Below are 11,676 nucleotides of genomic sequence, written 5' to 3' on the forward strand. Positions count from 1 at the left end.
TCGATCCACCATCTGAGGATTACTGCGACCTCGAACGAGGCTGCCAGTGCAGCAGCATAGACCACACCGGCTGGCGGTTAGTTGGCAGCCCAGAAAACATAATCGGCCTGGTACTTGACCACTTCCTTGGCGCCCTTGTTGCTCTCGTTGCAGGCTTTGGCCGGGGCCACGCCGCCCTTGAGCGCCACGCGCTGGATATAGGTGGTGCCGGTCAGGGTGCCTTTGCCTTCAGCCGGGTTAGCCTTGACCAGTTGATAAGGCAGGTTGCCCGCGCTCGATGGCGCGACCGCGACTTGGGTGCCGGTCAGTTTCGAGCCGTCTTTGGCTTCCCAGGTGGCGGGCGGGCCGTAGTAGCTGCCGACCGCCTTGCCGCTCTTGTCATTGAGTACCGCCTTGGGACCGACGAAGGTCCATTCCAGCTCGTTGGCGGCATTGGCTTTGGCCTTGCATTCGTAGGTAATTTCACCGACGCCGGTGGTGTGCAGGCTGACCTTGTTGCCGGCCGGCACCCGCACGCTTTCGGGCAGATCGGACTGGGCGAAGGCGCCCGGTGCCAGGCAAGTCAGCGCCAGAGTGGTTCCGGCCAGGCAGAGCAAGCGTTTTGCGTTCATGCAGAAATCTCCAGAAAGTTGAACCGCGCTCAGCAACTCAAGGGCTGCTATGAAGTACTACCCGCGGGGAGACGATCTGGATGCAGTGGCGAAAAAATATTTTTCGGCTGGCTAATGCTGTTGGGTTGGCAGTGATTCAAGCGCTGGCGGGCGCTGCTCATCCGGAATTTGACGATAAACGCTGCGGGCCATGAGTGCGCAACACCACCACACCACCAGCCCGGCCCAGAAGGTGTGTGACAGGTAGTGCCAGCCCTGCAGCAGCCGGGTGGTACCGAATACCAGGCCCAGCGCCAGGGTTGTGATCAGGACCTTGCGTGCGTGTTGCCACTGATACCGCCGGGCAATGAAGTACAACGCCATCAGGCTGAACGCCCCGCTGGCATGGCCACCCGGCCAGCAGCGACCGGGGCCGGCCTTATCGAATAGGCTGAAGTTGGCAAACCACAGGTAGTGCTGCTGCTTGCCGCCATACAGGGTGGTTTCCACCGGGCAGTACACGCTGGTGTGGCTTTTGAGGTAATGGACGGCCGTTGCACTCAGAGCGAAAGCGAACAGGAAATACAGACTCTCGCGAGCATGACGGTGAGACCATTCCAGCACTGCGGCCAGGCGTGTTTTACGGGTCAGACGCAGCACGCGGTTATCGGGGCGGCGGTTTAGCAGCCGCCAGGCTCCCGCCAGCAGCAGCGCAACGATTGCCGCACTGGTGAACAAGCCTGGAATCGCCCGCGCCCATTGATGGGTAATGCGTTCGAACAGCAGGTTGTGTTCGAACACGAAGGTCTGGGTGGCCGGGTCGTAAAACAGATTACTGATAGCCTGGTCCAGGTCGGTAAGGTCGAAGGCCAGGAACGTCAATACGGCCAGTAGCATCGAGATGCTTAGCGAAGGGTGGCGGGTGGGCATGGCTCACTCCTGGAATACGGACAGCTTTTGCCACTGGTCAGCTTTCATCGAACCCAGCAGGTGTGGTTTGCCCTGACCATTGACTGACACCAGCAGCGCTTCGGTGTAATCGCTATCGCGCTCGCCTGGCTGCACGTGGAGTTTGCGCAGCAGGTGGTCGATACAGCCGCTGTGGGTCACCAGCACCATATTGCGATGGCGGGTTTTTTGGGTCATCAGGCTGCCAGCAAACCCGGCGTCGCAGTTGCCGACCCAGTTGGCGGTGGGAATTTCCCGGCCAAAGATGAACGAGGCGGTCTGGCGGGTGCGGGTCAATGGGCTGGCCAGCACCTGGGCATCGGCCAGGCCCAGCTTCTCAAGGCCAATGCCCACACCCTGAGCCACCTGGGTGCCGGCCAGGGTGATACCGTCGGGCGGACCCAGGCAAGCGTTGCTGGACTGGTCGCAACGCTCGGCATGGCGAATCAGCACGATTACATTGCCTTGCTGCCATTGGGCAAGGGCCCCGGAGCTGACCAGTTGATTGTCTTCGCCCAGGTCGGTGACCCGGTTAAGGCTCAGGTACCAGCCAGCCGCTGCAGTAATGAGCAGCAGTACGGCAAAAGCGAAGCTGCGGGCAAGTTTGCGCCACAGGCTGCGGGGCGCGAGTGATGGGGTCAGGATGGTGCCGAGGGTCAGGGCCACGGGGTGCTCCCACAGATGATTGTAAGCTGGCGCTGTTGCGCGTCAGCGAGGCTGGCGGCACTTTAAGAGCGCACAGGTACCGGGTCGGTGAAGTGCTTGTGAAAAAAACATCACACGCTGCGGGCGTACTCTTTTTGCAGGACATAGAGGCTGCGCATCGACAGCAGCGGGGCGAAATCCAGGCGTTGCAGGATGTGAAAACCTGCTGCGCGAAACTCTTTTTCGATCCGGGCGCCGGGCATGGCAACGTAATCGTCGGCTTCTGCCTCGCGGTCAGGGAAAAAGCGTTGCTGCCAGGCCGACAGGTTGCCGTCGATGCAGACCGAGACAATCACGGTCTCGCGGGTGACGCGATGGAATTCCTGCAGCAGCTCCATTCGCAGCATCGAGTCGCGCACCTGCGCGAACAGATCCATGCAGAAGATGCAGTCAACACAGTTGTCCGGCAGGTCGATGTCCAGCACGGTGGTCTGCAAGGGCATGATGCGCTGTACCAACGCTGGCTCGTGGCTGCTACAGGCCGCGTGGATGGTGTCGGCACTCTGGTCGGCGGCGACGATGATGCGTGAGGTTTTTTCTGCCAGTACCTGCCAGAAACGCCCGGCATCACAGGGTAAATCGAGCACCAGTCCTGGATCGTCAGCCCAGTGCAGAGCCTTGCGCGCAAGCTGCTCTTCACGCCAGCGCACCAGGCGTGTGGACAGGCTGGTATGCGCAACAGTCAGATGATGGCCGACCGCATGATGGTCAAGGCCTGGTTCAATGCTTGATGGCGTGCTCATGACACTCTCCAGTGGTTCATGAGCACTACATTAATGAGCCTGACGTAGCACGATGGTCAGGCGCAGGTGAAAAGCGTGTCAGCTTCGCTGCGGTGCGGCCCGCAACAGCAGCATGCCCAGCACGGCCGACAGCCCCGAGCCGATCAGCACGCCGACTTTCACCTCGTCGACCAGATGTGGCGCACCGGGGAAGGCCAGGTTGCCGATGAACAGGCTCATGGTGAAACCGATGCCGCACAGCACCGCCACACCATACACCTGCAGCCAATTGCTACCCTGCGGCAAGACTGCCAGCCCGGCGCGGATCGCCAGCACGGCCGCGAGGAACACGCCGACCTGCTTGCCGACGAATAACCCCAGCGCCACCCCCAGCGGCACCGGGTCGACCAGATTGTCGGCGCTGATCCCTGCCAGCGATACACCGGCATTGGCAAAGCCGAAGATCGGCACGATGGCGAACGCCACCCAGCCGTGCAGCTTCTCTTCGAGCAGCAATAACGGCGACTGGCTTTCGTCCTTCTCGCTGCCCAGCGGGATGCACAGTGCCAGCGCCACACCCGCCAGCGTGGCATGCACGCCGGATTTGAGCACGAACACCCACAGCAATACGCCCAGCAGCAGGTAGGGCAGCAGGCGTTTGACCTGCAGGCGGTTCATGATCACCAGCACCGCCAGCGTGGCGAATGCCGCGAGCAGCATGGGGATGTTCAGGCCCGAGCTGTAGAACAGGGCGATGATGGTCACCGCACCCAGGTCGTCGAGGATCGCCAGGGCGGCCAGAAAAACTTTCAGCGAGGTCGGCACCCGTTTACCCAGCAGCGACAGCACGCCCAGCGCGAAGGCGATGTCGGTCGCCGCCGGGATCGCCCAGCCGCTGAGGGTTTGCGGGTTGCCCCAGTTCACTGCCAGATAAAGCAGTGCCGGCACCAGCATGCCCCCGGCAGCGGCAAAGCCGGGCAGGGCGCGTTGCTCCCAGGTCGACAGGCCACCGGCCAGCACTTCACGCTTGATCTCCAGGCCGACCATCAGGAAGAACACCGCCATCAAGCCATCGTTGATCCACAGCTCCAGCGACAAGCCCAGCCAGACCGTATGCAAGGCTGCGAAGTAACGCTCGGCCAGCGGACTGTTAGCGACGATCAGCGCCGCCAGTGCAGCGAGCATCAGGACGATGCCGCCAGCGGCTTCGGAGTGCAGAAAATTACGCAGCAGGGCGAGGGCGCGGGGTGATTCCGGGCGCGGGAAGTGAGTCATGGGATTTCCTGTAAAGCGTTAAAGCGCGCTTATTGCGCGCCGATAGCAGACAGCTCGATCAGGCAGCAGCGGCTTGGGCCGGGCGCCTGCAGTTCGATTTCCAGCAAGCCGCCGCGGTTGTCGGCGCGCAGGCAGTCATGCTGGCCGAGAATTTCCCAGAGCCCGTCATTGATGCTGATGGCGACTTGTTGCGCGGCACTGAACAGCAACACCACGCTGGCTGAGCTGAACAGCCGTTGCGGCTGGATGACGTCCAGCCAGTGCAGGCGGGCGTTGTAGCGTTGCGGGTGGTAGATCAGGTTGAAGTCGCGAATCGGACCGTCCAGCAAGGTGCTGCTGACCTGGCTGTCACCGCTGAAGGCCAGCGGGTCGGAGACTTTCAGCGGGCGGCTGGGTTGGCCGTCGATGGTCAGGCTCATGCCGGCGCCTTGCAGCACGGTGATGATCCGTTGATAGCCAGCAAAAACAGAAAAATCGCCACTGCCTTGCACATCGGCCAGCGACAGGCGCCAGCCAAAGTCATCGAGTGCCTGCCCGGCGTCGCGGGCGATTTCCATCGTTGTACCGCCGCCATTCTTCCAGGCGGCGCTGGGGTAATCCTTGGCGTGGAGCAGGGTGGTACAGGGCATGGGGCGGAGGTCCTTGAGGCGTGCAGGGCGATGGCCATGATAGCAGTTGTCTATACAATCGGGCCGCGTCACTTGCGATCGGCAATCACCCCGATCAGCACCAGCACCACCAGCAGCACCGGCGCCAGGCTGTAGTTATTGAACTGGCTGAGTCCCTTGACCACCCAGGGGGTGGCGTAGATCAGCGCCGCACCGCTGCCGATGGTGCAGGCCAGGGCGATCAATGGCACACGAATGGCGCTGCTCATGCTGCCGACCCGTTGCTCGACCCAGCCTTTGATATCTGCACCGAACAGCACCAGCAGGCAGCCCACCAAGGCCAGGGCGATTTCCGAAAGATTGCTGCGGCTCCAGCGCGAAACAGTGGCGAGCAGATCGAGTACGAGGTCCATGCAGGTTCCTTAGATCAGAAAGTATTGCAACAGGTCGTTGAGGAACAACTGGCCCTTGGGCGTGGCCGCCAGACGCTGCGGGTCGGCCTGCAACAGGCCGCGTTGTTCGGCCTGCTCACGGCCAAGGGCCAGTGAATCGGGGCTTAGACCGGTTCTTTCGCGAAATAATGCAGCGTCCACGCCATTTGTCAGGCGCAAGGCGTTCATCAGGAATTCAAAGGGCAGCTCATCGAGCGGCAGCAGCTTGCTGCCGGCCTGAAACGGCTTGGCCGGGTTGAGGTAATCCTTGGGCAGGCGGGTCTTCCAGGTGCGCTCAATGCGTCCGTCCGGGTGGCTGAGCTTGCCGTGGGCGCCGGCGCCGATGCCGATGAAGTCACCGAAGCTCCAGTAGTTGAGGTTGTGGCGCGCCTCTTTGCCGGGCTGGGCATAGGCCGAGACTTCGTACTGTGCGTAGCCATGTTCAGCCAGCAATTGCTGGCCAGCTTCCTGAATATCCCAGAGGATATCGTCTTCGGGCAGCAACGGCGGCTGGTTCCAGAACACCGTGTTGGGCTCCAGGGTCAGCTGATACCACGACAGGTGGGTGGGCTGCAGGGCGATGGCCTGACGCAGATCGGCCAGCGCTTCGTCCAGGCTCTGGTCCGGCAAGCCGTGCATCAGGTCGAGATTGAAGTTGTCGAAGCCGGCCTGGCGCGCCATGTCGGCGGCGCGAATCGCCTCATCACCGTTATGAATGCGCCCCAGCGCTTCGAGCTTGTCGGGCTGGAAGCTCTGAATGCCGATCGACAGGCGGTTGATGCCCAGCTTGCGGTAGGCACTGAATTTGGCTTGCTCGAAAGTCCCGGGGTTGGCCTCCAGGGTGATTTCGATGTCGCTGGCGAAGCGGATGCGTTGCTCGACACCCACCAGCAGGCGGCCCAATGCTTCAGCGCTGAACAGGCTGGGGGTGCCCCCGCCAAAGAAGATCGAGCGCAATTCGCGGCCATGCACGTTGGGTAATTCCAGGTCCAGGTCGGCCAGCAAGGCGTCGACGTATTCCTGCTCCGGCAGCACCGGGGTTGAGGCGTGGGAGTTGAAGTCGCAGTACGGGCATTTACGCACGCACCACGGGATATGGATGTACAGCGACAGCGGCGGCAGTTCGGGCAAGGCGTTGCGCGGGGCTGCCGAAGAGAAACCGCCGGCACCGGGGTGCAGCGGTTGTACGTCTGAATCAGTCATTACAGGCCCAGACGCTCGCGCAGCAACACCATGGCACGGGCCCGGTGGCTGAGCTGGTTCTTGTCGGCCGGTGCCAGGTCAGCGCTGGAGCAGTTGCGCTCCGGCACCCAGAACAGCGGGTCATAGCCGAAGCCGTGTTCGCCGCTGGCGGCATGCAGGATGCGCCCGTGCCACAAGCCTTCGCAGAGAATCGGCAGCGGGTCGTCGGCGTGCCGTACCAGCGCCAGAACGCAGACAAACTGCGCGCCGCGTTGCTCATCGGGGACGTCTTTCAGGGCGTCGAGCAATTTGGCGTTGTTTGCCGCATCACCCTGGCCGTCGGCATAGCGCGCCGAGTAGATGCCCGGTGCGCCACCGAGAAAATCCACCGCCAGGCCGGAATCGTCAGCCAAGGCTGGCAGGCCGGAAATCCGCGCCGCGTTACGCGCCTTGAGGATCGCGTTCTCGACGAACGACAAGCCGGTTTCATCCGGCTCGACCGTGCTGAATTCGCCGATCGAGCGCAGTTGCACGCTGCCGCCAAGCATGGCTTGCAGCTCTTTGAGTTTGCCGCCGTTGTGGCTGGCCAGTACCAGTTGGGTGAAATTCATCATGGGTCCGGAAAGAGTTCCTGGTTGAAACTGAAGCGGTGGGTCACGCCGCCGGTTTCCACCTTGAGGTCGAAGATTCGGGTTTGCTGTTGCGGCACAGGATACTGCGCCACGTAGTAGATCGCGCCGGTTTCACGGATCACCCGGAAGTTGAGCGGTAGGCTGTCGCCGGTCAGTGACTTGAGGCTGCCGCTGACCTGGGCCGCCTGCGGCTGGCCCTGTTTGAGCACCGTCAGGTTGATCACGCCCTGCTGCTTGCTGCGGATCAGTTGCAGTTGCCGGGCGAGCTGCGGTTGCAGGAAGGTCGAGCTGAACGTCGAGTAGTGCACCGTCACATCGCCAAAACGTTGCTGGCGGTCAGCGTCGATACGCTCTGCCGCCAGGGCCGGCAGGGCCATGGCGCTGAACAACAGGCAGGTCAGATGTTTCAACAACCTGTTCATGGGCATGTCCTCGGGGTGCTCAGACCGCGAGCTGATGCTCGCTCAGGCCCGGGCTGCGGACCCGGTAGATTCCAACCTCACCCAACAGATTAGGCCACAGTTTGCTCGCCCACCCGTGGCGGTGCTGGTTATCCACCGCCATGCGATCGAGCACCCGTGCGTCACGCTCACGGCACAGCGCCTCGAAGTCCTTGAAGGTACAGAAGTGGATGTTCGGCGTGTTGTACCAGGTGTAGGGCATGAAGTCCGACACCGGCATGCGGCCGTTGCGGGCCAGGTACCAACGACAGCGCCAGTGGCCGAAGTTGGGGAAGGTGATGATGCACTGGCGGCCCACGCGCAGCATTTCGTCGAGGATCTTGTCCGGGTAATGCACGGCCTGCAACGCCTGGGTCATGACCACCACGTCGAAACTGTTACTGGCGAAGTTGCCCAGCCCCTTGTCCAGATCCTGCTCGATGACATTGATGCCGTTGAGCATGCACTGGGCAATGTTGTCGGGGTCTTTTTCCAGGCCGTAGCCGGTGACCTGCTTATGGTCGCGCAGCCAGGCCAGCAACTCGCCGTCGCCGCAGCCCAGGTCGAGCACGCGGCTGCCAGCGGGAATCCACTCCTGGATGATCTCCAGATCGGCTCTCATGAGGTCCTCACAGCGCAATACGATTCATGTAGTTGCCGAAAGCCTGCACATAGCGCGGGTTCGGGATCAGGAAGGCGTCGTGGCCCTGCGGCGCGTCGATTTCCAGGTAGCTGACGTCCTTGCGCGCCGCCATCAGCGCATCCACCAGTTCCCGCGAGCGGGCCGGCGAGAAGCGCCAGTCGGTGGTGAAGGACATCACGCAGAATTTCGCGGTGGCCGTGGCGAAAGTTTTTGCCAGGTCATCGTTGTGCTGCGCGGCCGGATCGAAATAGTCCAGCGCCTTGGTCATCAGCAGGTAAGTATTGGCGTCGAAGCGCCCGGAAAACTCCTCACCCTGATAACGCAGGTAGCTCTCGACCTGAAACTCCACGTTGTGGAAGTCGTAGTTGAGCTTTTCGTTTTTCAGGCCGCGGCCGAATTTCTCGCCCATCGAATCGTCGGACAGGTAGGTGATATGGCCGACCATCCGCGCCAGCATCAGGCCGCGCTTGGGAATCACGCCATGGCTCTGGAAAGCGCCTTCGTGGAATTCCGGGTCAGTGAGAATCGCCTGGCGCGCCACTTCGTTGAAGGCGATGTTCTGTGCTGACAGTTTGGGCGCCGAGGCAATTGCCAGGCAGTGGCGTACGCGCTCGGGGTAGCTGATGGTCCATTGCAGCGCCTGCATGCCACCCAGACTGCCACCGACTACCGCAGCCCATTGGCTGATGCCCAGGCGGTCTGCCAGACGTGCCTGGCTGTTGACCCAGTCCTCGACGGTGACCACCGGGAAGTTGGCGCCGAACGGGCTGCCGGTCTCCGGGTCGAGGCTGCTCGGCCCGGTGGAGCCGTTGCAGCCACCGAGGTTATTGAGGCTGACCACGAAGAAGCGGTTGGTATCAATCGGCTTGCCGGGGCCGATGCAGCTGTCCCACCAGCCCGGTTTGCGGTCTTCGCTGCTGTGGTAACCGGCGGCGTGGTGATGGCCCGACAGGGCGTGACAGATCAGCACCGCGTTGCTGCCCGCAGCGTTCAACTGACCGTAGGTTTCGTAAATCAGGTCATAGGCTGGCAGGGTACGACCGCAGGCCAGGGCCAGCGGTTCATCAAAGTGCGCCAGTTGCGGTGTGACCAGACCAACAGAATCGGGGGGAAAGACCGTGGGCATCGACCCTGCTCTCGCTGTAAAGAGGCGTAAGTCTAAAGACCCGAGGGGTTGGCAGCAACACAGAACCCTGTAGGAGCGGTCGGGCGGCGATCCGCTTTAGCCGCGAAAATCCATCAGGCGACGCAGTTGCATCGTTTGATCGGGGGCTTTCGCGGCTAAAGCCGCTCCTACGGGGGGGCGCGGTTACATCAGCATGCGCAGTACTTGCGGCATGCCGGTCATCGCCGCCAGGTTGTTGATCACCAGCATGTCCAGCAGCTTGATGACCATGAACGCCAGGATCGGCGAGATATCCAGGCCGCCCAGGTTTGGCAGCAGGCGACGAAACGGCGCCAGCACCGGCTCGCAGATCTGGTTGACCAGTTCGGCGCCAGGGTTGTGGCTGCCCGGCGCGACCCAGGACAGGATCACGCTGATGATCAGCGCATAGAAGAAAATGTTCAGGAACAATCCGGTGACACCGATGATTGCCCACACCAGCAGCGACAGGAACGGGCCGGTGGTGCCTTCGGCGAGCAGCAGGGTCAGGGCCATGAGCACCATCTGCACGATGATCGCCAGCACCAGCGACGACATGTCCAGGCCGAACAGGCTCGGGATGATCCGGCGCAGCGGGCGCAGCAGCGGCTGGGTGGCCTTGACCGCAAACTGGCTCAGCGGGTTGTAGAAGTCGGCACGCACCAGTTGCAGCACGAAGCGCAACAGGATCACCAGCAGGTAAAGGCTGCCAAGGGTTTGCAGGATGAAAATTGCAGCGGTGTTCAATCCGATCATTGATCAGCTCCGGTAAGCGCCTGAAAAATTATTGGCCCAGTTGTTCGGCCAGTTCTGCCGAGCGTTTGGCTGCGGCATTGAGGGCCGTCTCGACCAGCGCTTCGAAGCCGCCAGCCTGGAAGGATTTGATTGCAGCTTCGGTGGTGCCGGCCGGCGACGTGACGCGGCGACGCAGTTCGGCGGCATCCACGTCGCTGCCGGTGCTCATCAGCGCAGCGCCCAGGGCGGTCTGCTGGGTGAGCTGGCGGGCGATGTCTTCGGGTAACCCCAGTTTGACGCCAGCGGCGGTCATGGCTTCGATCAGCAGGAAGAAATACGCAGGGCCACTGCCAGACACGGCAGTCACCGCATCGAGTTGCTGCTCTTGTTCAAGCCACAGGGCGACACCGACGGCCGACAGCAGTTGCTCGGCCTGCTGGCGCTGGACATCACTGACCTTGTCGGTGGCATACAGGCCGCTGACGCCCTGGCGCAGCAGGGCCGGGGTGTTGGGCATGCAGCGCACCACCGGTTGCTGTTCGCCCAGCCACTGGTTGAGGCTGGCGCAGGTGATGCCGGCGGCCACCGAAACGATGAGTTGCTCAGGCTTCAGGCTCGGCGCCAAATCCTGGCAGACCGCTTTCATCATTTGCGGCTTGACCGCCAGCAGCACCACATCGGCGCCCGTGACGGCGTCGGCGTTGTCGGCCACCACTGCAATGCCGTGCTCGGCAGCAATCCGGCCACGGGTCTCGGCCCCCGGATCGGCGGCGCGGATGTCGTCGGCTTCAACGCCCTGGGCACGCAGGCCGCCGATCAGGCTGGCGGCCATGTTGCCGGCGCCGATGAAGGCGATACGAGTCTTGCTCATGACAGGTTTCCTTGAGTTCAGAGGTTATGGCTGGCCGTGTGTCTGGCTGTAGTCGCGGGCGCCAAAGAGCGCGGTGCCGATACGCACCCAGGTGGCGCCTTCACTGATGGCGGCCTCCAGGTCATGGCTCATGCCCATTGAAAGGGTGTCCAGTGCTTGCGGCAGTTGTTCTTGCAGGATACGGACTCTGGCAAAGGCTGCATGCTGCGCTGCGACATCGTCGGTCGGTTCCGGAATCGCCATCAGGCCGCGCAACTTCAGTCGTGGCAGGCTGGCAATGGCCGCCGCCAGTTGCGGCAGCTCTTCAGGCGTGCAGCCAGACTTGCTGGCTTCACCGCTGACATTGACCTGGATACAGATATTCAACGGTGCCAGGTGTTCAGGGCGTTGCTCGCTCAGGCGTTGGGCTATTTTCAGGCGGTCCACAGAGTGTACCCAGTCAAAGTGCTCGGCAAGCGAGCGGGTCTTGTTCGACTGAATGGGGCCGATGAAATGCCAGTGCAAGGGCAGGTCGGCCAATTGCTGCTGTTTGCCCAGTGCTTCTTGCAGGTAATTTTCGCCAAAGTGCCGCAGGCCGGCGGCGAAGGCTTCGCGCAAGGCCTCGGCGGGCTTGGTCTTGCTCACTGCCAGCAGGCCGATGCTGTCCGGGTCGCGCCGGGCTGCCTGGGCCGCGACGCGGATTCGTTGTTCGAGCGTTGATATATTCGCTGCTATCGTGGACATTGATTCGGGCCGGCAGAACTGAGGTCT

Annotated in this window: 15 protein-coding genes; all 15 read right to left on the bottom strand. The window is 62.3% G+C overall.

What is annotated here, in order from left to right:
- Positions 1-77 precede the first annotated feature (77 nt).
- The 15 genes from PSCI_RS10070 to PSCI_RS10140 all read right to left on the bottom strand — a co-directional run bounded on the left by PSCI_RS10070 (position 78) and on the right by PSCI_RS10140 (position 11,649).
- Positions 78-611, bottom strand: a complete 534-nt coding sequence (locus PSCI_RS10070) for a DUF3455 domain-containing protein (RefSeq protein WP_045485894.1) — start codon at positions 609-611, stop codon at positions 78-80.
- A gap of 111 nt (positions 612-722) precedes the next feature.
- Positions 723-1,520, bottom strand: coding sequence for a phosphatase PAP2 family protein (locus PSCI_RS10075; protein ID WP_045485897.1), 798 nt, complete (start codon positions 1,518-1,520; stop codon positions 723-725).
- A gap of 3 nt (positions 1,521-1,523) precedes the next feature.
- Positions 1,524-2,204 (bottom strand): histidine phosphatase family protein, encoded by a 681-nt coding sequence (locus tag PSCI_RS10080; RefSeq protein ID WP_231906400.1) that lies wholly within the window; start codon positions 2,202-2,204, stop codon positions 1,524-1,526.
- Between the two features lie 110 nt (positions 2,205-2,314).
- Positions 2,315-2,986 carry a class I SAM-dependent methyltransferase gene (locus PSCI_RS10085; RefSeq protein WP_052483379.1) on the bottom strand — a complete coding sequence of 224 codons (672 nt, stop codon included), beginning with the start codon at positions 2,984-2,986 and terminating at the stop codon, positions 2,315-2,317.
- A gap of 78 nt (positions 2,987-3,064) precedes the next feature.
- Positions 3,065-4,240 carry a Na+/H+ antiporter NhaA gene (nhaA, locus tag PSCI_RS10090; protein ID WP_045485900.1) on the bottom strand — a complete coding sequence of 392 codons (1,176 nt, stop codon included), beginning with the start codon at positions 4,238-4,240 and terminating at the stop codon, positions 3,065-3,067.
- Positions 4,241-4,269: 29 nt separating this feature from the next.
- Positions 4,270-4,869 (bottom strand): HutD/Ves family protein, encoded by a 600-nt coding sequence (locus PSCI_RS10095; RefSeq protein WP_045485903.1) that lies wholly within the window; start codon positions 4,867-4,869, stop codon positions 4,270-4,272.
- A 68-nt stretch (positions 4,870-4,937) separates the two neighbouring features.
- A complete protein-coding gene (locus PSCI_RS10100; protein ID WP_045485905.1) occupies positions 4,938-5,261 on the bottom strand; it encodes a DUF3392 domain-containing protein in 324 nt (107 codons plus the stop codon).
- Positions 5,262-5,270: 9 nt separating this feature from the next.
- Complete coding sequence (gene hemW, locus PSCI_RS10105) at positions 5,271-6,482, bottom strand: radical SAM family heme chaperone HemW (protein ID WP_045485908.1); 1,212 nt, start codon at positions 6,480-6,482, stop codon at positions 5,271-5,273.
- Positions 6,482-7,075: an RdgB/HAM1 family non-canonical purine NTP pyrophosphatase gene (rdgB, locus tag PSCI_RS10110; protein ID WP_045485911.1), complete on the bottom strand. Its 594-nt coding sequence runs from the start codon at positions 7,073-7,075 to the stop codon at positions 6,482-6,484. The genes hemW and rdgB overlap by 1 nt, the downstream gene beginning before the upstream one ends.
- The gene (locus PSCI_RS10115; protein WP_045485914.1) at positions 7,072-7,515 is read right to left on the bottom strand and encodes a DUF4426 domain-containing protein; all 444 of its coding nucleotides are present in this window, start codon (positions 7,513-7,515) and stop codon (positions 7,072-7,074) included. The genes rdgB and PSCI_RS10115 overlap by 4 nt, the downstream gene beginning before the upstream one ends.
- A gap of 19 nt (positions 7,516-7,534) precedes the next feature.
- Entirely contained in the window at positions 7,535-8,155 is a 621-nt protein-coding gene (metW, locus tag PSCI_RS10120; protein ID WP_045485917.1) for a methionine biosynthesis protein MetW, read from the bottom strand.
- A 7-nt stretch (positions 8,156-8,162) separates the two neighbouring features.
- Positions 8,163-9,302 (bottom strand): homoserine O-succinyltransferase MetX, encoded by a 1,140-nt coding sequence (metX, locus tag PSCI_RS10125; RefSeq protein ID WP_045485920.1) that lies wholly within the window; start codon positions 9,300-9,302, stop codon positions 8,163-8,165.
- Between the two features lie 183 nt (positions 9,303-9,485).
- Positions 9,486-10,076 carry a YggT family protein gene (locus tag PSCI_RS10130; RefSeq protein ID WP_045485923.1) on the bottom strand — a complete coding sequence of 197 codons (591 nt, stop codon included), beginning with the start codon at positions 10,074-10,076 and terminating at the stop codon, positions 9,486-9,488.
- Positions 10,077-10,104: 28 nt separating this feature from the next.
- Positions 10,105-10,926, bottom strand: coding sequence for a pyrroline-5-carboxylate reductase (gene proC / locus PSCI_RS10135; protein WP_045485926.1), 822 nt, complete (start codon positions 10,924-10,926; stop codon positions 10,105-10,107).
- 24 nt (positions 10,927-10,950) lie between these two features.
- Positions 10,951-11,649 (bottom strand): YggS family pyridoxal phosphate-dependent enzyme, encoded by a 699-nt coding sequence (locus tag PSCI_RS10140; RefSeq protein ID WP_045485929.1) that lies wholly within the window; start codon positions 11,647-11,649, stop codon positions 10,951-10,953.
- Positions 11,650-11,676 lie beyond the last annotated feature (27 nt).

The organism is Pseudomonas sp. StFLB209, assembly GCF_000829415.1.
In the GTDB taxonomy this organism is placed as follows: Bacteria; Pseudomonadota; Gammaproteobacteria; order Pseudomonadales; family Pseudomonadaceae; genus Aquipseudomonas.

What these genes read in the sequence shown, in the direction of transcription:
- PSCI_RS10075 (WP_045485897.1), bottom strand. Translation starts at nt 1,520, where the DNA reads ATGCCCACCCGCCACCCTTCGCTAAGCATCTCGATGCTACTGGCCGTA.
- metW (WP_045485917.1), bottom strand. Translation starts at nt 8,155, where the DNA reads ATGAGAGCCGATCTGGAGATCATCCAGGAGTGGATTCCCGCTGGCAGC.
- PSCI_RS10100 (WP_045485905.1), bottom strand. Translation starts at nt 5,261, where the DNA reads ATGGACCTCGTACTCGATCTGCTCGCCACTGTTTCGCGCTGGAGCCGC.
- nhaA (WP_045485900.1), bottom strand. Translation starts at nt 4,240, where the DNA reads ATGACTCACTTCCCGCGCCCGGAATCACCCCGCGCCCTCGCCCTGCTG.
- PSCI_RS10115 (WP_045485914.1), bottom strand. Translation starts at nt 7,515, where the DNA reads ATGAACAGGTTGTTGAAACATCTGACCTGCCTGTTGTTCAGCGCCATG.
- PSCI_RS10140 (WP_045485929.1), bottom strand. Translation starts at nt 11,649, where the DNA reads ATGTCCACGATAGCAGCGAATATATCAACGCTCGAACAACGAATCCGC.
- PSCI_RS10070 (WP_045485894.1), bottom strand. Translation starts at nt 611, where the DNA reads ATGAACGCAAAACGCTTGCTCTGCCTGGCCGGAACCACTCTGGCGCTG.
- metX (WP_045485920.1), bottom strand. Translation starts at nt 9,302, where the DNA reads ATGCCCACGGTCTTTCCCCCCGATTCTGTTGGTCTGGTCACACCGCAA.
- hemW (WP_045485908.1), bottom strand. Translation starts at nt 6,482, where the DNA reads ATGACTGATTCAGACGTACAACCGCTGCACCCCGGTGCCGGCGGTTTC.
- PSCI_RS10130 (WP_045485923.1), bottom strand. Translation starts at nt 10,076, where the DNA reads ATGATCGGATTGAACACCGCTGCAATTTTCATCCTGCAAACCCTTGGC.
- PSCI_RS10095 (WP_045485903.1), bottom strand. Translation starts at nt 4,869, where the DNA reads ATGCCCTGTACCACCCTGCTCCACGCCAAGGATTACCCCAGCGCCGCC.
- proC (WP_045485926.1), bottom strand. Translation starts at nt 10,926, where the DNA reads ATGAGCAAGACTCGTATCGCCTTCATCGGCGCCGGCAACATGGCCGCC.
- rdgB (WP_045485911.1), bottom strand. Translation starts at nt 7,075, where the DNA reads ATGATGAATTTCACCCAACTGGTACTGGCCAGCCACAACGGCGGCAAA.
- PSCI_RS10085 (WP_052483379.1), bottom strand. Translation starts at nt 2,986, where the DNA reads ATGAGCACGCCATCAAGCATTGAACCAGGCCTTGACCATCATGCGGTC.